The following is an 18,490-nucleotide window of genomic DNA, read 5'->3' as shown; positions in this document are numbered from 1 at the left end:
GCCCGATGCAATGAAGGCTGGAAGGGTGCTGTGCCCGTCCAAGCTGCCCCGCCACGGGTACCCAATGACGTTGTACGGCAGCGCCGATGGGAGCCCATCGGCCCAAGGGCCTATGAACATCCTGGATTGGCATTGGGGCCAACGGTCTTTCCGACACGGAAGAGTCTTTCCGGGCATTGTGCCTGGCAAGACGCCTCGTCACGGGCAGGGCGGGCGTTCCGCGCCCGCGAAATCCCCGCTCTGCCCAATGCCAGGTGTGAGGTTTCCAAAGGCCTTAAGCCTTTGGTGGGGTGAGGTTCGGAGAGGGGCAAAGCCCCTTTCCGGTTCCAACCTTCGGGCGCATGGGGTGCCGCCCCGTCAATCATCCCGAGGCACGCCGCCCACCCCCGCCGCGCAAATATTCGCGCCATGGCTGGAACCCTCCCACCCACCCATGCTTGATTGCGCCGGTTCCGACCAACCCGGAGAACGAGCCCATGGCCGAGCGCGACGACGACGAAGAATTTGACCTCGGCATCAGCCTGGAATCCGTCGCGGCGATCGCCGACGCCGCCCGCGCGGTCCAGGAGAGCGAGGAAAGCGGCGCCCTGGCGCGCGACGACGAGGATGAGGAAGGCCTCGACGCCGATGACGACGAGAACATGGATGAGGACGCGCTGCGCGCCTTCATCGCCGAGCTGAACGAGGACGAGCAGGCCTCGCTGATCGCTCTCGCCTGGGTCGGCCGCGGCGACTACACCGGCGACGAATTCGAGGAGGCGCGCACCCTGGCGAAGGAGCGCAACATCCGCGACCCGGCCGAGTACCTGCTCGGCATTGAATCGCTAGGGGACATTCTCGAGGAAGGGCTGGACGAACTTGGCCTGTCGCTCGAGGACACGGATTGAAACCAGCTGTCACTGGCCTTGACGATGGATAAGGCGCTATCTGACCGGGCGGCCGCCCGGTCCTGTGGCGTGGCCTTCAGCGACATCGGGGACGAAACGCAGCATAGGGCGCTGGCCGGAACGACCGGCCGCGCCGCACGCTTTCCCATGGAGCCGCAGGCATGACGTTGCCGCCTCGTCTATTGCCGTTGCTGTTGTTGCCCCTGGTTCTGACGACCTGCTCGGCCCGCGATTCCGCGACCGCCGAGGATGGCCGCGAACAGCTCATCGGCCTGCGCGCGGATGATCTTCGGTTGTGCGCCGGCGTGCCGAACCTGACGGCGCAGTCGGCCGGCGGCGAGTTCTGGACCTATGACCGCACCCCGCCGGCGGCCGGCGTCTCGGCGCCGGTGCCGGTGATCGGCGGCTCGCTGTCCGTCTCCGCCGGGTCGAGTTGCCGGGTCACCTTCCAACTGGTGGGCAACAAGGTGACGCGGATCGGCTATTCCGCCTCCTCCGACCTGCCGATGTCGCAGAATTCCGCCTGTGCGCCGGTCGTGCAGGGTTGCATGCGCCTGGTCGAGCGGCACGAGGTCACGCCGGAATAACACCCCCGGGGCGGGCGGCGATCTCGCGGATCAGCTTGCGTTTCACGGCGACACCGAAGCTCTCGAAATCCTCGGCGACGATCATGAAACTGCCATCGCCGCCGATCACATTCTCCCGGTAATAGTCATCGAGCGGCACCGGCGGCAGGCGTCCGAAGGTCGGGCGGTCATTGATGATGGGCAGCCCGTTGATGGTGATGCCCTCGGCCACCGCCGCATCGCGCTGCTGGTCCGCCGGCGGGCCGGAATTGTTCACCCCGTCGCCCGAGACGTCGATCACCCGGCGCGTCGCCTCCCACGGGCATTCGGCCAGCAATTCGCGGGCATGGCGAATGGCACCGTAGATCGATGTCCAGGACAGCGAGTTGCGCGGCACGGCGTCAAGCTCGGCCGCCCAGGCATTGGCTTCCGCCTGGGTGGCAATGCGCCGCCAGGGGATGACGGTGTGCTGGTACTCGATGCCGGCCCATTCGGCATAGGCAATGGCGATCGAGCCCAACATGCCGCCGCGAATCGCGGCGACCACCACCGGGTCCGACACGGCGCTACGGTAGCCCTCCCGCTGCAGCCGTGCCTCGTCGGCGTCGATCGATCGCGAGACATCCACCGCCAGCACCAGGGCGACATCGACGGCATCCTCGGCGCGGGCCGGATGCGGAATGGGTAGGGCCACGGCACCAGCCGCGGTCAGCAGGGTCCTACGGCGCATCGGAACCTCATCGGCTCGAAGGCCCATCCTGCGACCGCGCGGCGGCGATGTTCAAGATTTCCGTGGAGGCGCGTCGGCGTGGCCGTTCAATGCGGCTTCCCGGCACTGGCAAGCCGCCCGGCCTCCGCCTACAGCGCCCCGATAACCACCGCGGCCGCCCGCGTCGCATCCGCCTCGGACATGTAGGGGTGCATCGGCAGGGACAGCACCTGGCCGCACAAGGCCTCGCTGACCCGCAGCGGCGCCGGGCCGCCGGCGATGCAGCCGGCATGATGCGCGGCATAGGCCGGCTGGTGGTGCAGCGGCTTGGGGTAATAGATGCCGCTGCCGATCTTCTGCTCGCTCAGGGCCGCCTGCACGCGGGCGCGCGTCGCCGCATCCGGCAGGCGGATGGTGTACAGGCCATAGGCGTTCTCCGCTCCGGCAGGCGTGGCCTGCACGCCGACATGGCCGGACAGGGCGGCGTCATAGGCCGCGCCCAGGCGCTTGCGCTGGGCCAGCTCGCCCTCGAACAGCGTCATCTTGGCCAGCAGGATGGTCGCCTGCAGCGTGTCGAGACGGCCATTCATGCCGGTACGATCCACCGCATAGCGGGTCTTGCCCTCGCCATGGGTGCGCAGCGAGCGGTACAGCTCGGCGCGGTCCGCGTCGTTGGTGAGCAGCGCGCCACCATCGCCATAAGCGCCGAGCGTCTTGGTCGGGTAGAAGGACAGCGCCGTCGCATGCGCCCAGCAGCCCAGCCGCCGGTTGCCGAGCGAGGCGCCGAAGGCCTGCGCTGCGTCATCGAGGGCGAACATGCCGTCGCGGGCGCAGATCGCCTCGATCGCCGTCCAATTGGCCGGCAGGCCGAACAGGTCGACGCCGACCACGGCGCGCGGCCTGAGTCGCCCGTCCTTCTTCACCGCCGCGATGCGGGCCTCGAGGTCGGCAATGTCGATGTTGAAGGTCGCCGCCTCGACATCGACGAAAATCGGGGTGGCGCCCAGCACCAGCGGCACCTCGGCGGTCGCGGTGTAGGTGAAGGCCGGCAGGAACACCGCGTCGCCGGGGCCGATGCCTTCGGCCATCATGGCGATCTGCAGCGCGTCGGTGCCGGAGGAGACGCCGACCGCATGGGCGCAGCCGGCGAAGGTGGCGAGCTTTTCCTCCAGTTCGGCGACCTCGGGGCCGTTGATGAAACGGCCGGAGTCGAGCACGGCGGCGATACGACGGTCGAGATCCTCGCGGATCAGCGCCTGCTGGGCCTTCACGTCGAACAGCGCGATGGGGGCGGTCATGCTTCCTCGAAGCCTCACGGAAATCGGTGAGCTGCGTCTTAGACCCGGTCGCCGCGTCGGGCGAAATCACCCTTGGTGTCGTTGTGCAACGCAGCAGCCCGGAGGGTGGTGGTGGTGGCCGCGCGGCGTGACTATATTGTTGTTAAGAACGATTCGCAATTGATGGCTGGAGAGATCATGCCCGACGCCCTTCCTGTCCTACCGCCAGCCCTGACGGCGTTGCTCGACCGTGCCTCGGTGCCGCCGCGGCTGTTGCATGACCCGGCGCCAGGCCAGGCGGTGCTCGACCTCGCTATCGCGGCGGCGCTGCGGGCGCCCGACCATGGCGGGCTGCGGCCGGTGCGCTTCGTCTTCGTGTCGGGCGTGGCGCGGGTCGCCTTGGGCGAGCTGTTGGCCGGGTCGCTGGCACGACGCGCGCCGGAGACCCCGGCTGAGCGGCTGGAGATCGAGCGCGGCAAGCCCTTGCGCGCGCCGATGGTGGTCGCCGCCGGAGCGGCGATCCGCCATGATCGGCCCGGCGTGCCGTCCTGGGAACAGGAGGCCTCGGCAGCGGCGGCGATCATGAATTTCCTCAACGCATTGGATGCGCAAGGCTTCGGGGCGGTGTGGCTGTCTTCGGGGGCGTTGCGCGATGAATCGGTGAAGCAGGCACTCGGTTTCGCCGAAGCGGATGCGCTGCTGGGCTGGATCTATGTCGGCACGCCGGATGCGGACCGGCCGTTGGCGCGGTCGGTGGACCCGACCGGAGTCGCGCGCCATTGGGTGCCGGGCGAGGTGTCGTGACGGCGGACCCGGCGCGCTGCATCCCGATCCTGGCCTCGCTCGACATCGCGGAGACGCTCGCCTTCTACCGCGACCAGCTCGGCTTTGAGGGGGAGGCGATGGGCGACTACGCCATCGTCCGGCGTGACGCGATGGAACTGCATTTCTGGCTCGCGCCGGACCGCATCCATCCCGAGAACACCGCCTGCTACATCCGTGGCGGCCAGGTCCCGGCGCTGTTCGAAGAGAATGTGGCGCGTGGCGTGCCAGGGCTTTCGGCGTTCGAAGTGAAGCCGTGGAACATGCGGGAATTCGCCATTCTCGACTCGCACGGCAATTTGCTGCGCTTTGGTTGTTCACCCCAGGAATACCCTGAACCAGCCTGATCTCCGGAATCGATTTCGCAGAAATCGCCCGAAGGTGCAGGAAACTGAGTTTCCTGCCGGGGAGTTTGAGGGGCGCGCCCCTCAACCTTGCGTCACCTCTCATCCGCGACATGCCGCATTCGTCGCAAAACTGTCATCCGCGTTTCGCGCGGACCCGTTAGCAGTCCCGCCACTGACGCAGGACGGAGCAGGGCATGACCGATGACCCCAAGGACCCCCACGAGCGGTCCTGGATGCAGATCGAACTCGAGGATGATTTCGACGAGGAACTCGAGAACGAGATCGATGACGGCCGCATCCCGCTCGAGCTGCGGGCCCTGCTGGCCAAGCGGAAGAAGAGCACACTCGACCGCGGCTTCTATTTCCAGGAACTGCTGCGCCTGCAGGCTGAGCTGGTGAAGCTGCAGGACTGGGTGCAGCACCAGGGCCTGAAGCTGGTGGTGCTGTTCGAGGGCCGCGACAGCGCCGGCAAGGGCGGCGTGATCAAGCGCATCACCCAGCGCGTCAATCCGCGCGCCTGCCGCGTCATTGCCCTGCCGGCGCCGACGAATCGTGAGCGGTCGCAGTGGTATTTCCAGCGCTACGTGCCGCATCTGCCGGCGGCGGGTGAAATGGTCCTGTTCGATCGGTCCTGGTACAACCGCGCCGGCGTCGAACGCGTGATGGGCTTCGCCGATGAACGGCAAGTCGAGGACTTCTTCCGCGACGTGCCGGAGTTCGAGCGCATGCTGGTGCGCTCCGGCATCATCCTGGTGAAGTACTGGTTCTCCATCACGGATGAGGAGCAGCAGCTTCGATTCCTGATGCGCATCCACGACCCGATCAAGCAGTGGAAGCTCTCGCCGATGGACCTGCAGTCGCGCGTGCGCTGGGAGCAGTACACCAAGGCGAAGGAAGAGATGTTCGCGCGCACGAACATCCCCGAAGCGCCTTGGACCATCGTGGAAGGCAACGACAAGAAGCGCGCGCGCCTGAATTGCATCGCGCACCTGCTGTCGACCATCCCCTATGAGGAAGTGCCGCACGAACCGGTGACGCTGCCGGAACGCGTGTTCGACCCGGACTACGAACGGGCGACCCTGCCAAGGGAGCTGTACGTGCCGGATCGGTACTGACCTCTCGCGGCCAGACGGCCTGTACAGCCGGCGTCGCGGACGGACATTGGAGGGGCGTCGCCCCTCCAAAGCACCCCACCAAATGACAGTGTCATTTGGAAAGCCATCTGTTGGCGCTGGGCAGGGCGGCCAACCTGCTTCGCCATGCCGCGCGATGCGCGCCGAGGTGGTGTTCGGCGCTGATTCTGACGGCGTCGCCCGGCGTCAGGCATTGGTGTCCAGAAACCCTCTCGGTCCTCTTCGCCACGCAGGTCAAATCCGACCTTCAACGACCCCTCGCCAACGGCCTCACCGCGTCGCCACAGTCCCTTCCGGCGCGTGCTCGAATTCCGGCACCAGCCGCCCGAGCTGTTGCAGCGCCACCCGCGGCGTCCCGCCCCGCGCCGCCGTCGCGATCTCGTCGATGGCGCGGCCGACCAGCGCGGCATCCGCCGTGCGCGGCGTCGCCACCAACAGGCCCGGGAAGGCGGTCGGGCGCGGCGGTTCCTGGCCGTGGAACAATTCCTCGAAGAGCTTCTCGCCGGGGCGCAGCCCGGTGAAGCGGATCTCGACATCCTCATCCGGCCGCAACCCGGCCAGCCGGATCATGCGCCGCGCGAGATCGACGATCTTCACCGGCTCGCCCATGTCGAGCACGAAGATGCCACCCTCGGCGAGTTCAGGCGGCCCGTCGGCCGGGTCGGTCGTGCCGACCACGCTGGCCTGCAGCACCAACCCCACCGCCTCGCGCACCGTCATGAAATACCGGCGCATGTCGGGATGGGTGACGGTCAGCGGTCCACCGCGTTCGAGCTGCCGGCGGAACAGCGGCACCACGGACCCGGTGGACCCCAGCACATTGCCGAAGCGCACCGTGATGCAGCGCATACCGTCCTTGCCCAGGCGGGCCTCGCGGTCGAAGGCCTGGCAATACATCTCGGCGAGGCGCTTGGACGCGCCCATCACCGAGGTCGGGTTCACCGCCTTGTCGGTCGAGATGAACACCATCGCCGTGGTGCCGACCGCCCGCGCCGCATCCGCCACGATCCGGGTGCCGAGCGCATTGGTCAGCAGCCCTTCCAGCGGGTCGTTCTCGACCATCGGGACATGCTTCAGCGCGGCAGCGTGGAACACCAGCTCGGGGCGGATTTCCTCGAACAACCGGCGGATGCGGGCTTCGTCGCGCACATCGGCGAGCACCGCGCGGCGCACCACCTCCGGGTGCTTCTCGCGCAATTCCAGGTCGATCTCGTACAGCACGTATTCGCCATGATCGAGCAGCGTCAGGCTGGCCGGCCCCAGCGCCGCCACCTGCCGCGCCAACTCGCCGCCGATCGTCCCGCCCGCGCCGGTCACCAGCACGCGGCGGCCCTGCACCAGCCGCGCCATGCCCTCGCGGTCGAGCGCCACCTGCGGCCGGTCGAGCAGATCCTCGATCGACACCGGCCGCAATTCGACCCGCCGCCCCTCGCCACTGCCGGCCGGCGCCAGGGTGGTCGGCGCCGGCGCCCGGCGCACCGGCACGCCATGGCGGTCGGCGGCATCCAGCAGCGATTCGAGCACCGGCCCGGACAGGCTGGACGCGAGTACGATCACCGCCGGCAGCCGACCCTCGGCGCGCAGGGTGTCGAGTACGGTCTCGATCTCCTCGACCGTGCCCAGGATGGCGTGGCCCTGCATGCGCCGGCCCGCCTGGCGCGCCCGCAGGGAGAGGATGCCGGTCACCCGGTACGGCGCGCGGCGGTCGCGCGAGAGGGCGCGCAGGAACAGGTCGGTGCCCTCCGCCGCGCCGACCAGCAGCACGTTCTGCGCGTCGGGGGAGGCATCGCCGGCATGGCGGGCGGCCTGCAACAGGCTGGCGACGCGCCCGCCGGCCAGTAGCAGTCCGAGCGTCGCGGCATGGATCAGCACGAAGGCGTCATTGGGCGGCCGCCAGGCGCCAAGCAGATGCAGGCCCAGCGCGAAGACGATGGCGGCGCCAACCGCCGCGCCGGCGACCGCCATCAGGTCGCGCGGGCCGACGAAACGCCAATATTGCTGCGGCAGGCGCAGCGGCGCTCCGGCCAGGGCGAGGGCAAGCACCGCGCCAGGCAGCGCGCCCACCCACCAGAGCGGCGGCGGCCAGGCGCCGGGCGCGGCGGCCCAGATCGCCGCCGGCAGGGCAGCCAGCGCCAACAGGCTGTCGAGAGCGAGGTTCAGCAGGATACGAAGGGACGGGCCGCGGGCCATGTCGCGGCTATAGGGCGCCACCGGCCCGACGGCCAGCCTTCAGACGGATTTCGCGCGTGCGGATCGAAGCCCGGCGTCGCGATACCGGCGGCGGGGCAGTCGGAAACATCGGCCATGGCGGCGCCGATACGGCGCTGAGTGAAGGCGGAGAGGAGCTTTCCGTTCCACCGTTCACGTTACAGGACCGTTGGTATGAGGCCCGTCCGTGGCCCCGTCAGCGCGCCGGCCGCGACCGCTCGAAGGCGAGCACCGCCGCCGCCAGGTCCTCCCCCGCCCAGCCCACCGATTTGAACAGGGTGATCTCCCCGGCCGAGCGGCGTCCGGGATGCGTGCCGCGGCACAGCTCGGCGAGGTCCGCGACCACCGCCGCCGCGGAGAAGCTTCCTTCGGCGATCGCCTGGACGATGTCGCCGGCCTCGGCCAGCGCGCCGGGGCGGGTATCGACCACCACTGTTGCGCGGGCCAGCACGGCACCGTCGGATTCGCGCATGTCCCGCCGATAGGCGCCGACCAGGTCGACATGCGTCCCCGGCCGCAGCTCCGCCCCGCGCAGCAGCGGTGTGGTGGACAGGGTGGCGGCGGTAACGATGTCGGCGGTACCTGGGTCGGGCGTGGCCACGGCGCGGGCCGGTAGGCCATCATCCGCCAGCGCGCGGGCGAGCCGTTCGGCGTTCGCCGCGGTCGGCGACCAGATCGCGATGTCAGTGAGCGGGAAGCGGGCCGCATAGCCCTCGGCCAAGGCGCGGGCGACCTTGCCGCTGCCCAGCACCAGCAGCCGCGCGCTGTCCGGCCGCGCCAGGTGCCGCGCGGCGAGCAGGCTGGCCGCTGCGGTCCGCCGGTCGGTCAGTTCGCCGCCATCCATCAGCGCCAGCGGCGCCCCGGTCAACGCGTCGGAGAGCAGGTAGGCGGCATGCACCGCCGGCGCGCCGCGCGCGGCATTGGCGGGGGCGACATGGACGATCTTCACGCCGGTGTGACTGCCTGCCCGCCAGGCGGGCATCAACAGCAGCGTGGTCTCGGACCCCGCCGCGCCCGGCATGGTGTGGCGATGGCGCAGTGGTGCCTCGCATCCCTCGCGGAACAAGGCTTCCAGCGCGGCGATCAGGTCATCCCACGGCAGGGCGCGGCGCAGGGCCGCCTGGTCCAGATGCAGCATGCGGCCTCTTGTGGCGACAAGGATGGCTGATGCTTTGCCCGCCCGGCCCATCATTTGCTAGGCCTTGCATCCTGAGAGCGGAAGTTTTGCCACGGATGGTTTGCGCGTTGATCCGTGCCGTCGCGTGGCGCAGCATGCCTCATGGTTAGGCAATAATACCGGGCAATCCGCCGGAGGTGCCCGCGATGAATAGGGAGAATCGAGTATGAAACAGGTTTCGCGGCATTCCGTTTTTCGCATGCTTGGCGCGGCGGTCGTCGCCTCGGTGATGGCGCTGCCGGCCTGGGCGCAGCCGGCCGGCGGGTCGCCCACCCTTGATGCAATTCGCGCCCGCGGCACGCTGGTCTGCGGCGTGAACTCAGGCCTGGCGGGTTTCGCCCAGCCGGACAGCCGGGGCGAATGGCGCGGCTTCGACGTGGATTACTGCCGCGCCGTGGCGATCGCGCTGTTCAACGACCCCTCCAAGGTCCGTTTCGTGCCGACCACCGCTCAGAACCGCTTCACCGCGCTGCAATCCGGCGAAGTGGACATGCTGGCGCGCAACACCACCTGGACGCTGTCGCGCGATACCTCGCTCGGCTTCGATTTCCCGGCGATCAGCTTCTTTGACGGCCAGGGCTTCATGGTGAAGGCCTCGCTGGGCGTGAACACGGCGCGCGAACTCGACGGCGCCAGCATCTGCGTGCAGCCCGGCACGACCACCGAGCAGAACCTGACCGAATGGGCGCGCGCCGCACGTGTCACCTTCACCCCGGTCGTGATCGAGCGACTGGAGGAAGTGGTCGGCGCCTTCGTCGCCGGCCGTTGCGACGCCTTCACCACCGACGTATCCGGTCTGGCTGCGGTGCGCTCGGCGCAGGCCAATCCCGCCGCCTACACCATCCTGCCTGACGTGATTAGCAAGGAGCCGCTCGGCCCGCTGGTCCGCCATGGCGACCAGGCCTTCGCCGATCTGGTGCGCTGGACGCATTTCGGCCTCGTGGCCGCCGAGGAATTCGGCATCACCGCGGCGAATGTGCAGCAGATGACGGCGAACGACGCGCGGCCGGAAGTGCAGCGCATGCTCGGCAAGACCGGTGACCTCGGCAAGATGCTGGGCGTCGATCCGGCCTGGCTCGCCCGGATCATCGCCAGCACCGGCAATTATGGCGAGATCTTCGCGCGCCACCTGACGCCGATCGGCATCCAGCGTGGCCCGAACGCGCTGTGGACGACGCCCGGCGGCCAGCAATACGCTCCGCCCTTCCGTTGAGTGAAACGATACGCGGGGCGGGGGGGCACACCCTCGCCCCGCGCTGCTTCCCCGCCCATCGGGCGGGCCATCAGGACAGGTGAGGCAAGAAACGAATGTCCGACGCAATCGTCGACCCCCGATACCGGCGCAAACCGCCGAAACGCCCCTTGCGCCTGTCATGGGCGGATGAACGCATCCGCGGCATTGTCTGGCAGGTTCTTGTCGTCGGCGTCGTCTTCGGCATCATCTACTGGTTGTGGTCGAACACCGTCCACAACCTTGAAGTGCGCCGCATCGCGACCGGCTTCGGCTTCCTGCACCGTGAGGCGGGGCTGCCGATCGCCGAGCACCTGATCTCGTACGAGCCGACCGACACCTATCTGCGCGCCCTCACCGTCGGTGTGCTGAACACGCTGAAGGTCGCGGTGATCGGCGTCATTCTCGCCACCATCATCGGAACCTTCATCGGCATCGCGCGGCTGTCGAAGAACTTCCTGGTGTCCAAGATCGCCGGTTTCTACATCGAGGTGATCCGCGACATCCCGCTGCTGCTGCAACTGCTGTTCTGGTACACCATCCTGCAGGGGCTTCCCGGACCGCGGCAGTCCTTCCACCCGGTCGAGGGTGTGTTCCTGTCCAATCGCGGCCTGCGCATGCCCTCCCTGGTGTGGGAGGGCGCCCATACCGCCACAGTGCTCTCGGTCGTCGCGGGTATCGTGCTGGCTTGGCTCTATGGCCGCCACGCGCGGGCGCTGCAGATGGCCGATGGGCAGCCGCGCCGCATCTGGCCGGCGGCGGTCGCGCTGATCTTCGGGCTGCCGGTCGCGGTGTGGCTGGCGCTGGGTGCGCCCTGGACAATCGACTGGCCGGCGATGCGCGGCTTCAACTTCCAGGGCGGCATGGCGATCAGCCCGGAATACGCGGCGTTGCTGACCGGCCTTGTGACCTATACTGCGGCCTTCATCGCCGAGGTGGTGCGCGCGGGCATCCAGTCGGTCGGCCTGGGGCAGTGGGAAGCGGCGCAGGCGCTCGGCCTGCGCTCGGGCTCGGTGCTGCGGCTGATCGTGCTGCCGCAGGCGCTGCGCGTGATCATCCCGCCGATGACCTCGAACTACCTGAACCTGACGAAGAATTCCTCGCTGGCGGTGGCGATCGGCTACCAGGACATCGTGTCGATCGCCAACACCACGCTGAACCAGACCGGCCAGGCGATCGAGGGCATCGCCATCATCATGGCAGTGTACCTGACCATCAGCCTGTCGATCAGCCTGTTCATGAATTGGTACAACGCGCGCATCGCGCTGGTTGAACGGTGAGGGCCCGGCCATGAGCGACATCACCGTCAATACCCCGCTTACGAGCGGCAGCGAGCATCGCGCCGCCCCGATCAGCGCCATCGGACCGGTGGCCTGGCTGCGGGAGAACCTGTTCTCCGGTTGGCTGTCCACCGCGGTTACGCTGGTGCTCGGCTACCTGATCATCCGCGCCGTCATGGGCTTCGTGGACTGGGCCTTCATCAACGCCATCTGGTCGGTGCCGCTGAACGCCAATGGCGTGGCGCAGACCCAGGCCTGCCGCGAACTGCATGGCAGCGGCGCCTGCTGGGCGGTGGTGACCGAAAAGCACCGCTTCATGCTGTTCGGCACCTATCCGTACGAACAGCATTGGCGCCCCGCGGTGGTCTGCCTGCTGTTCATCGGGCTGTTCATCGTCTCGGCGATGCGGCGCTTCTGGAACTGGACGCTGATCCCGATCTGGATGGTGACGCTGACGGCGATCGGCATGCTGATGTGGGGCGGCGTCTTCGGCCTGCCCTTCGTGCAGCAGGAACGTTGGGGCGGCTTGCCGATCACCCTAATCCTGTCGACCTTCGGCCTGGCCTTCGCCTTCCCGCTGTCGATCCTGGTCGCGCTCGGCCGGCGGTCGAACCTGCCGGCGATCAAGGTGCTTTGCGTCGTCTATGTCGAGCTGATCCGCGGCGTGCCGCTGATCTCGCTGCTGTTCATGGCATCGGTGATGTTCCCGCTGTTCCTGCCGGAGGGCATGAACATCGACAAGCTGCTGCGCGCGCAGATCGCCATCATCCTGTTCGCCGGCGCCTACCTGGCGGAAGTGGTGCGCGCGGGGCTCCAATCGCTGCCCAAGGGGCAGTACGAGGCGGCCGACGCGATGGGCCTGTCCTATTGGCAGAAGACCGGCTTCATCATCCTGCCGCAGGCGCTGCGCATGGTGATCCCGCCGTTGGTCAACACCTTCATCGGTTTTTTCAAGGACACCTCGCTGGTGCTGATCATCGGCATCTTCGACCTTCTGACGGCGGGCAAGACCGCGATCGTCGAACCCGCCTGGCAAGGCTTCGGCGTCGAGGTCTACATCTTCGTCGGCCTGATCTACCTGGTGTTCTGCTTCGCCATGTCGAAATACAGCCAGGGCCTCGAGGCGGACCTCAACCGCCACCGCCGGCGCTGAGCGACGGATGACCGGCACCGCCCCGCGCCCCCGCCCCCCCATCCGGGGACCCGTCCCCGGATGGCAGCCGGGCGGCGGGGCGGGCGGGTGCCGGCCTTCACCTGAAACGAAACAACGGGTCTGGGACACGAGAATACCATGAGCGCTGCACTGGAAACGGTAGCCCACGTCGCCTCCTCCGTCCGCACCGACGCCCCGCCGGCGATCGTGCTCGACAAGGTCAACAAATGGTTCGGCGCGCTGCATGTGCTACGCGACGTGGACCTGCAGGTGGCGCTTGGCGAACGCGTGGTGGTCTGCGGCCCATCGGGGTCGGGCAAATCCACCATGATCCGCTGCATCAACCGGCTGGAGACGCATCAGGAAGGCAAGATCCTGGTCGATGGCATCGAGCTGTCGGACGATGTACGCGCGCTGGACGCCATCCGCCGCGAGGTCGGCATGGTATTCCAGTCCTTCAACCTGTTCCCGCATCTGAGCGTGCTGGAGAACTGCACCCTGGCGCCGATCTGGGTGCGCAAGATGCCGAAGAAGGATGCCGAGGAACTGGCGATGGAATACCTGACCCGGGTCAAGATCCCGGAGCAGGCGTTGAAGTACCCCGGCCAGCTCTCGGGTGGCCAGCAGCAGCGCGTGGCGATCGCCCGCGCGCTTTGCATGAAGCCCAAGATCATGCTGTTCGACGAACCGACCTCCGCACTCGACCCCGAGATGATCAAGGAGGTGCTCGACACCATGGTCATGCTGGCGGCCGAGGGCATGACCATGATCTGTGTGACGCATGAGATGGGCTTCGCCCGCCAGGTCGCCGACCGCGTGGTGTTCATGGATCGCGGCGAGGTGGTCGAATCCGGCACGCCGGAACAGGTGTTCAACGATCCAAAAACGGAACGTCTGCAGCTCTTCCTCAGCCAGATTCTGCGGGGGCACTGAGAGCGGCGGGCGGGGGAGGCGACGGATGCAGGCGCCGCCCCCGTCGTTCCGGCCATGCGTGATGGTCATTGCGGCATGATTGCGGCCAGGGGGGCGGCGGGCCTATCACTCGCCACCTTGCCGCACTGCAATGAGGCTCCGTGACCACACATCCTTCCGATACCGACAAGCCTCGCGCCCTGACGCCGGCCCTCGTGCTGGGCGTTCTGGGGGTCGTCTATGGCGATATCGGCACCTCACCGCTCTATGCGCTGCGCGCCGCGCTGCTGCATTTCTCCGATGACGGGCTGGAGCACTGGGAGATCCTGGGCATTCTCAGCCTGATCATCTGGTCGCTGATCCTCACCGTCACGGTGAAATACGTCGTCTTCATCCTGCGCGCCGACAATCGCGGGGAAGGCGGCATCCTGGCGCTGATGGCGCTGGCGCAGCGCAACGTCGAATCGCCGCAGGCGAAATGGTACGTCGCCCTGATCGGCATCGTCGGCGCCTGCCTGTTCTTCGGCGACGGCATCATCACCCCGGCGATCTCCGTGCTGTCGGCGGTGGAGGGCCTGAAGGTCGTGGACGACGCCTTCGACAAGGCGGTGATCCCGATCGCGGTTGTCATCCTGCTCGGCCTGTTTTTCGCGCAGTTCCGCGGCACCAGCAGCATCGGCAAGGTATTCGGGCCGATCTGCGCGGTCTGGTTCCTGGTGCTCGGCGTGCTCGGGCTGATCGAGATCGCACTCAACCCTTCGGTGCTTGCCGCGTTATCACCTCACTATGCCGTGCAATTCTGCCTTGCCTATCGGCTCCTGGCCTTCGTCGCCTTCGGTTCCGTGGTGCTCGCGGTGACCGGCGCGGAGGCCCTGTACGCCGATATGGGCCATTTCGGCCGGGCGCCGATCCGCTGGGCTTGGCTGTGGCTGGTGCTGCCGGCGCTGATGCTGAACTACCTCGGCCAGGGCGCGCTCATCATGAGCACCCCGGGCGCGCTGGAAAATCCGTTCTTCCTGCTGGCGCCGGAATGGTTGCGGCTGCCGATGGTCTTCCTGGCCACCGCGGCGACCATCATCGCCAGCCAGGCGATGATCTCGGGTGCCTACACCATCGCGCGGCAGTGCGTGCAACTCGGCTTCATCCCGCGGCTCGAGGTGCGCCACACCTCCGAGACCGAGGAGGGGCAGATCTACATGCCCCAGGTGAACACGCTGCTGCTGATCGGCGTGCTGATCCTGGTGCTGGCCTTCCACACCTCGGACAATTTGGCGGCGGCCTATGGCATCGCGGTGACCGGGACCTTCGTCTGCACCTCCTGCCTGGCTATGATCGTGTTCCGGCGGCAATTCGGCTGGGCGTGGCCGCTGGTCGTCGGCGTCTTCGGGCCGCTGTTGCTGCTCGACCTGCTGTTCTTCGCCTCGAATGTGTTGAAGATCCCGCAGGGTGGGTATGTGCCGCTGGTGCTGGGCGCCGGGCTGTTCGCCATGATGACCACCTGGCATCGCGGGCGGGAATTGCTGTTCGCCCGCTTCCGCCAGGATGGGCTGCCGTTGAAGTCCTTCATCGCGCGGCTGCCGCAGTCGCGCACCATCCGGGTGCCCGGCACGGCCGTGTTCATGACCAGCCAGGCCGATTTCCTGCCCGGCGCGCTGCTGCACAACCTCAAGCACAACAAGGTACTGCATGAGCGCGTCATTTTCGTCACCGTGACGAATGAGGGCATCCCAGCCGTGCCGGCCGAGCGGCGGCGCGAGGTGGAAGAACTCTCCCCTAACATCCATCGTGTCTTCCTGCGCTACGGCTTCCAGGAAAGCCCCAACATCCCGAAGGAGCTCGAGGCGCTGAAGGAGGTCGGCATTCCCTTCGAGCCGATGCAGACCTCCTATTTCCTCGGGCGCGAGACGGTGGTCGCCGCCGCGGTACCGAAGATGTCGCGCTGGCGGCAGTGGTTGTTCACCATCATGTCGCGCAACGCCGTGCCGGCGACGGAATTCTTCCGCATCCCGTCCGACCGCGTGGTCGAGCTCGGCGTGCGTGTGGCGATCTGATCATGTCGATGGTCACGGTGCTGCTGGCGTTGGCTGCAGGCCCCGGGTTCCCAGAGGGCAGCCCCGACCACCGCTATGAGATCACGCTGGTCCTGGATGCCGCCGGGCGGCCGGACGGGCAGGCCTGGGCAGAGGACCCGGCGCCGTGGCGGGCGCGGAGGATCGTGCCCGGTGCCGCGCCGGTCGAGGGCGATGTGCAGTTCGAACCGGATCACGGCTGGTCGATCCGCTTCTTCGACGCGGCGGCCGAAGGGCCGGACGCGCCTGAGACTGGCTTCGACGTGGGGCCGGACCCGATGCGGCCGGGCGAATACGTGACGGTGACCGAGCCGGGCGGGACAGCCTTCACCTATCGCGTCGTGGGCGTCGGCTGAAACACGAAGGGCGCCGGCCTTGCGGCACGGCGCCCTGCGGTGGGTGGTGGAGCCACGGGGAATCGAACCCCGGACCTCTTGAATGCCATTCAAGCGCTCTCCCATCTGAGCTATGGCCCCCCGGGAAGAGGGGCGCCGTATAACCTTCACTTACGGACCCCGCAAGGGGGCAACTCCCTCTTTCGGCGCGGCGCGTGGAACGGTAGGGAGAAGGCCTCGGAAGTTCGGAGCGGGGAAATGTCCATGGGCAAGGTCTATCCAGACGCGGCGGCGGCATTGGCCGGCGTATTGCGCGACGGCATGGTGATCCATTCCGGCGGTTTCGGCCTGTGCGGCATCCCCGCGCTGCTGATCGAGGCGATCCGCGACTCGGGGGTGAAGGACCTGACCGTCGTCTCGAACAATGCCGGCATCGACGATGCGGGGCTCGGCCTGCTGCTCAAGACGCGCCAGATCCGCAAGATGATCAGCTCCTATGTCGGCGAGAACGCCGAATTCGCCCGCCAGTTCCTCGCCGGCGAGCTTGAGATCGAATTCAACCCGCAAGGCACGTTGGCGGAACGTATCCGCGCCGGCGGCGCGGGCATCCCCGCCTTCTTCACCAAGACCGGCGTCGGCACCGAGGTCGCCAAGGGCAAGGAGACACGGGAATTCGATGGCGAGACCTACGTCATGGAGCGCGGCATCTTCGCCGACCTCGCCATCATCCACGCCTATATGGGCGATACCGAGGGCAACCTCGTCTATCGGAAGACGGCGCGGAACTTCAATCCGATGATGGCGACAGCCGCCAGGATGACCATCGTGCAGGTCGAACACCTGGTGCAGCCCGGGCAGATCGACCCCGACCACGTCCACACGGCCGGCATCTTCACCAAGCGTATGATCGTCTGCCCGGCCGGCTACGAGAAGCGCATCGAACAGCGCACCCTGCGCAAGCGCCCCGCCGCAGCCGCGGCCGGCACCGAATCCCTGGCCTGAGGAAGCGCCGACCATGCCCTGGACCCGCGACGAAATGGCCGCCCGGGCGGCCCGCGAACTGCAGGACGGCTTCTACGTGAACCTCGGCATCGGGATCCCGACGCTGGTGGCGAACCACGTGCCGGCCGGCTTCAACGTGCAACTGCAATCCGAGAACGGCATGCTCGGGCTCGGCCCCTTCCCCTATGAAGGGGAGGAGGACCCGGACCTGATCAACGCCGGCAAGCAGACCATTACCGCACTGCCGACCTCGTCCTTCTTCGATTCGGCGCAGTCCTTCGGGATGATCCGCGGCGGGCATATCGACCTGTCCATCCTCGGTGCGCTGCAGGTGGCGGCGAATGGCGACCTCGCCAACTGGATGATCCCCGGCAAGATGGTGAAGGGGATGGGCGGCGCGATGGACCTCGTCGCCGGCGTAAAGAAGGTGATCGTGCTGATGGAGCACACCGCCGGCGGCAAGCCCAAGCTGCTGTCGGCATGCACCCTGCCGCTGACCGGCGCGCGGGTGGTGGACATGGTGATCACCGACCTCGGCGTCTTCGAGGTGGCCCGCAAGGGTCCGACGCGCCTGGTGCTGAGCGAACTCGCCACCGGCGTGAGCCTCGAGGAAATGCGCGAGAAGACCGAGGCGGCATTCGAGGTTGGTCTGACGGTGGCGGTCTAAGGCAGATCGCGTTCGGATGGAGCCGTCCGAACGCATGAAGATCCTCGTCAAGCGGTGCCTGGAGCAGGCGGCGTGAACGCAGCTGAACGCGGCATGCTCCCGGGCGGCAGCCTCGTCGGGCGCCGCCGCGCCCGGTACGCCACCGCCGGCGCCGCATGGCGACGTTGGGCAACATCGCCCGAGCCTCGAGCCTAGTCGGCGCCGGGGATCTTCCGCGCGATCGGGCCGGTGAATGCCGAGGCGGCGCGTCGAGGCGAGGCATCGGTCGAATGACCCGCCAGGAAGCCCGCAGGGCGCCCCTAATACGATCGGTGGTCGACAGGCACCCGTAAAGCAGCCGCCGCTTGCCCTGGTTCACGGGAACTGCTCGACGCCCATGGCTCCGCAAGCATCGCCTCCCGATCAGGCGACGCCACCTGATCGGGATCGGTTCTGGACCGGATCGCGGTCAGATGGACTCATCCGAACGCGTGACGATGCTGGTACAACAACGCCTCGATTAGATGTTTGGTCCCGGCATTTGGTGGTGTGGGTTTGCCGTGAACCGATGCTTGAGATGCGTTGGGGCTGACATGTGAGCCAGTTCCAAGCGTCGCAGCAGCGTTGGATGATTTCGTCCTGGGTCTCGTAGTTCTGGAACGGCAGGCGGTTGGCTCGCAGGAATTCCCAGACGTTCACGACGGGGTTGAGTTCCGGCGAGACCGGCGGCAGATGC

At 67.6% G+C, this 18,490-nt stretch carries 17 protein-coding genes, 1 tRNA gene and 1 pseudogene; 13 read left to right on the top strand and 6 right to left on the bottom strand.

The window, feature by feature from the left end; genetic code table 11:
- Positions 1 to 476 precede the first annotated feature (476 nt).
- Both IEY36_RS26425 and IEY36_RS26420 read left to right on the top strand, forming a co-directional pair.
- Entirely contained in the window at positions 477 to 887 is a 411-nt protein-coding gene (locus IEY36_RS26425) for a DUF3775 domain-containing protein (RefSeq protein ID WP_188972601.1), read from the top strand.
- Between the two features lie 161 nt (positions 888 to 1,048).
- On the top strand, positions 1,049 to 1,474 hold the full coding sequence (locus IEY36_RS26420; protein WP_188972599.1) for a hypothetical protein: 426 nt from the start codon (positions 1,049 to 1,051) through the stop codon (positions 1,472 to 1,474).
- On the opposite strand, the gene IEY36_RS26415 is transcribed toward IEY36_RS26420, so the two are convergent.
- Positions 1,461 to 2,183 (bottom strand): DUF1194 domain-containing protein, encoded by a 723-nt coding sequence (locus IEY36_RS26415; RefSeq protein ID WP_229681593.1) that lies wholly within the window; start codon positions 2,181 to 2,183, stop codon positions 1,461 to 1,463. The genes IEY36_RS26420 and IEY36_RS26415 overlap by 14 nt on opposite strands.
- Positions 2,184 to 2,311: 128 nt before the next feature.
- The gene (locus IEY36_RS26410; RefSeq protein ID WP_188972596.1) at positions 2,312 to 3,460 is read right to left on the bottom strand and encodes a DegT/DnrJ/EryC1/StrS family aminotransferase; all 1,149 of its coding nucleotides are present in this window, start codon (positions 3,458 to 3,460) and stop codon (positions 2,312 to 2,314) included.
- A 177-nt stretch (positions 3,461 to 3,637) separates the two neighbouring features.
- Here IEY36_RS26410 and IEY36_RS26405 point away from each other — a divergent pair, with 177 nt between their 5' ends.
- The 3 genes from IEY36_RS26405 to ppk2 all read left to right on the top strand — a co-directional run bounded on the left by IEY36_RS26405 (position 3,638) and on the right by ppk2 (position 5,723).
- Positions 3,638 to 4,243 (top strand): nitroreductase family protein, encoded by a 606-nt coding sequence (locus IEY36_RS26405; protein ID WP_188972594.1) that lies wholly within the window; start codon positions 3,638 to 3,640, stop codon positions 4,241 to 4,243.
- Complete coding sequence (locus IEY36_RS26400; protein WP_188972592.1) at positions 4,240 to 4,608, top strand: bleomycin resistance protein; 369 nt, start codon at positions 4,240 to 4,242, stop codon at positions 4,606 to 4,608. The genes IEY36_RS26405 and IEY36_RS26400 overlap by 4 nt, the downstream gene beginning before the upstream one ends.
- Positions 4,609 to 4,802: 194 nt before the next feature.
- On the top strand, positions 4,803 to 5,723 hold the full coding sequence (ppk2, locus tag IEY36_RS26395) for a polyphosphate kinase 2 (protein ID WP_188972589.1): 921 nt from the start codon (positions 4,803 to 4,805) through the stop codon (positions 5,721 to 5,723).
- A gap of 288 nt (positions 5,724 to 6,011) precedes the next feature.
- Here the strand turns inward: ppk2 and IEY36_RS26390 are convergent, their stop codons facing one another.
- Both IEY36_RS26390 and lhpI read right to left on the bottom strand, forming a co-directional pair.
- Entirely contained in the window at positions 6,012 to 7,931 is a 1,920-nt protein-coding gene (locus IEY36_RS26390) for a polysaccharide biosynthesis protein (RefSeq protein ID WP_188972721.1), read from the bottom strand.
- A 214-nt stretch (positions 7,932 to 8,145) separates the two neighbouring features.
- On the bottom strand, positions 8,146 to 9,087 hold the full coding sequence (lhpI, locus tag IEY36_RS26385) for a bifunctional Delta(1)-pyrroline-2-carboxylate/Delta(1)-piperideine-2-carboxylate reductase (protein ID WP_188972587.1): 942 nt from the start codon (positions 9,085 to 9,087) through the stop codon (positions 8,146 to 8,148).
- A gap of 205 nt (positions 9,088 to 9,292) precedes the next feature.
- Here lhpI and IEY36_RS26380 point away from each other — a divergent pair, with 205 nt between their 5' ends.
- The 6 genes from IEY36_RS26380 to IEY36_RS26355 all read left to right on the top strand — a co-directional run bounded on the left by IEY36_RS26380 (position 9,293) and on the right by IEY36_RS26355 (position 16,127).
- Positions 9,293 to 10,339 carry an amino acid ABC transporter substrate-binding protein gene (locus tag IEY36_RS26380; protein WP_188972585.1) on the top strand — a complete coding sequence of 349 codons (1,047 nt, stop codon included), beginning with the start codon at positions 9,293 to 9,295 and terminating at the stop codon, positions 10,337 to 10,339.
- A gap of 95 nt (positions 10,340 to 10,434) precedes the next feature.
- Positions 10,435 to 11,637 carry an amino acid ABC transporter permease gene (locus IEY36_RS26375; protein WP_188972583.1) on the top strand — a complete coding sequence of 401 codons (1,203 nt, stop codon included), beginning with the start codon at positions 10,435 to 10,437 and terminating at the stop codon, positions 11,635 to 11,637.
- Between the two features lie 10 nt (positions 11,638 to 11,647).
- Positions 11,648 to 12,790 carry an amino acid ABC transporter permease gene (locus tag IEY36_RS26370; RefSeq protein WP_188972581.1) on the top strand — a complete coding sequence of 381 codons (1,143 nt, stop codon included), beginning with the start codon at positions 11,648 to 11,650 and terminating at the stop codon, positions 12,788 to 12,790.
- Positions 12,791 to 12,928: 138 nt separating this feature from the next.
- Positions 12,929 to 13,723, top strand: coding sequence for an amino acid ABC transporter ATP-binding protein (locus tag IEY36_RS26365; RefSeq protein ID WP_188972579.1), 795 nt, complete (start codon positions 12,929 to 12,931; stop codon positions 13,721 to 13,723).
- Between the two features lie 140 nt (positions 13,724 to 13,863).
- Positions 13,864 to 15,753 carry a potassium transporter Kup gene (locus tag IEY36_RS26360; RefSeq protein ID WP_229681591.1) on the top strand — a complete coding sequence of 630 codons (1,890 nt, stop codon included), beginning with the start codon at positions 13,864 to 13,866 and terminating at the stop codon, positions 15,751 to 15,753.
- A 2-nt stretch (positions 15,754 to 15,755) separates the two neighbouring features.
- Positions 15,756 to 16,127: a hypothetical protein gene (locus IEY36_RS26355; protein WP_188972577.1), complete on the top strand. Its 372-nt coding sequence runs from the start codon at positions 15,756 to 15,758 to the stop codon at positions 16,125 to 16,127.
- A 44-nt stretch (positions 16,128 to 16,171) separates the two neighbouring features.
- Here the strand turns inward: IEY36_RS26355 and IEY36_RS26350 are convergent.
- Positions 16,172 to 16,247: transfer RNA gene (locus IEY36_RS26350), tRNA-Ala, on the bottom strand.
- A gap of 123 nt (positions 16,248 to 16,370) precedes the next feature.
- Between IEY36_RS26350 and IEY36_RS26345 the strand changes: the two genes are divergently transcribed.
- Positions 16,371 to 17,108, top strand: a complete 738-nt coding sequence (locus IEY36_RS26345; RefSeq protein WP_188972575.1) for a CoA transferase subunit A — start codon at positions 16,371 to 16,373, stop codon at positions 17,106 to 17,108.
- 13 nt (positions 17,109 to 17,121) lie between these two features.
- On the top strand, positions 17,122 to 17,775 hold the full coding sequence (locus tag IEY36_RS26340) for a CoA transferase subunit B (protein WP_188972573.1): 654 nt from the start codon (positions 17,122 to 17,124) through the stop codon (positions 17,773 to 17,775).
- A gap of 402 nt (positions 17,776 to 18,177) precedes the next feature.
- Here the strand turns inward: IEY36_RS26340 and IEY36_RS30845 are convergent.
- A pseudogene (locus IEY36_RS30845) lies at positions 18,178 to 18,490 on the bottom strand (hypothetical protein); the annotation flags it as partial.

It is taken from the genome of Neoroseomonas lacus, assembly GCF_014644535.1.
GTDB lineage: Bacteria > Pseudomonadota > Alphaproteobacteria > Acetobacterales > Acetobacteraceae > Neoroseomonas > Neoroseomonas lacus.
The sequence above is the reverse complement of the archived record's forward strand: the minus strand, read 5'-3'. Positions and strand labels throughout refer to the sequence as shown.

What these genes read in the sequence shown, in the direction of transcription:
- IEY36_RS26425 (WP_188972601.1), top strand. Translation starts at nt 477, where the DNA reads ATGGCCGAGCGCGACGACGACGAAGAATTTGACCTCGGCATCAGCCTG.
- IEY36_RS26420 (WP_188972599.1), top strand. Translation starts at nt 1,049, where the DNA reads ATGACGTTGCCGCCTCGTCTATTGCCGTTGCTGTTGTTGCCCCTGGTT.
- IEY36_RS26415 (WP_229681593.1), bottom strand. Translation starts at nt 2,183, where the DNA reads ATGCGCCGTAGGACCCTGCTGACCGCGGCTGGTGCCGTGGCCCTACCC.
- IEY36_RS26410 (WP_188972596.1), bottom strand. Translation starts at nt 3,460, where the DNA reads ATGACCGCCCCCATCGCGCTGTTCGACGTGAAGGCCCAGCAGGCGCTG.
- IEY36_RS26405 (WP_188972594.1), top strand. Translation starts at nt 3,638, where the DNA reads ATGCCCGACGCCCTTCCTGTCCTACCGCCAGCCCTGACGGCGTTGCTC.
- ppk2 (WP_188972589.1), top strand. Translation starts at nt 4,803, where the DNA reads ATGACCGATGACCCCAAGGACCCCCACGAGCGGTCCTGGATGCAGATC.
- IEY36_RS26390 (WP_188972721.1), bottom strand. Translation starts at nt 7,931, where the DNA reads ATGGCCCGCGGCCCGTCCCTTCGTATCCTGCTGAACCTCGCTCTCGAC.
- lhpI (WP_188972587.1), bottom strand. Translation starts at nt 9,087, where the DNA reads ATGCTGCATCTGGACCAGGCGGCCCTGCGCCGCGCCCTGCCGTGGGAT.
- IEY36_RS26380 (WP_188972585.1), top strand. Translation starts at nt 9,293, where the DNA reads ATGAAACAGGTTTCGCGGCATTCCGTTTTTCGCATGCTTGGCGCGGCG.
- IEY36_RS26375 (WP_188972583.1), top strand. Translation starts at nt 10,435, where the DNA reads ATGTCCGACGCAATCGTCGACCCCCGATACCGGCGCAAACCGCCGAAA.
- IEY36_RS26370 (WP_188972581.1), top strand. Translation starts at nt 11,648, where the DNA reads ATGAGCGACATCACCGTCAATACCCCGCTTACGAGCGGCAGCGAGCAT.
- IEY36_RS26365 (WP_188972579.1), top strand. Translation starts at nt 12,929, where the DNA reads ATGAGCGCTGCACTGGAAACGGTAGCCCACGTCGCCTCCTCCGTCCGC.
- IEY36_RS26355 (WP_188972577.1), top strand. Translation starts at nt 15,756, where the DNA reads ATGTCGATGGTCACGGTGCTGCTGGCGTTGGCTGCAGGCCCCGGGTTC.
- IEY36_RS26345 (WP_188972575.1), top strand. Translation starts at nt 16,371, where the DNA reads ATGGGCAAGGTCTATCCAGACGCGGCGGCGGCATTGGCCGGCGTATTG.
- IEY36_RS26340 (WP_188972573.1), top strand. Translation starts at nt 17,122, where the DNA reads ATGCCCTGGACCCGCGACGAAATGGCCGCCCGGGCGGCCCGCGAACTG.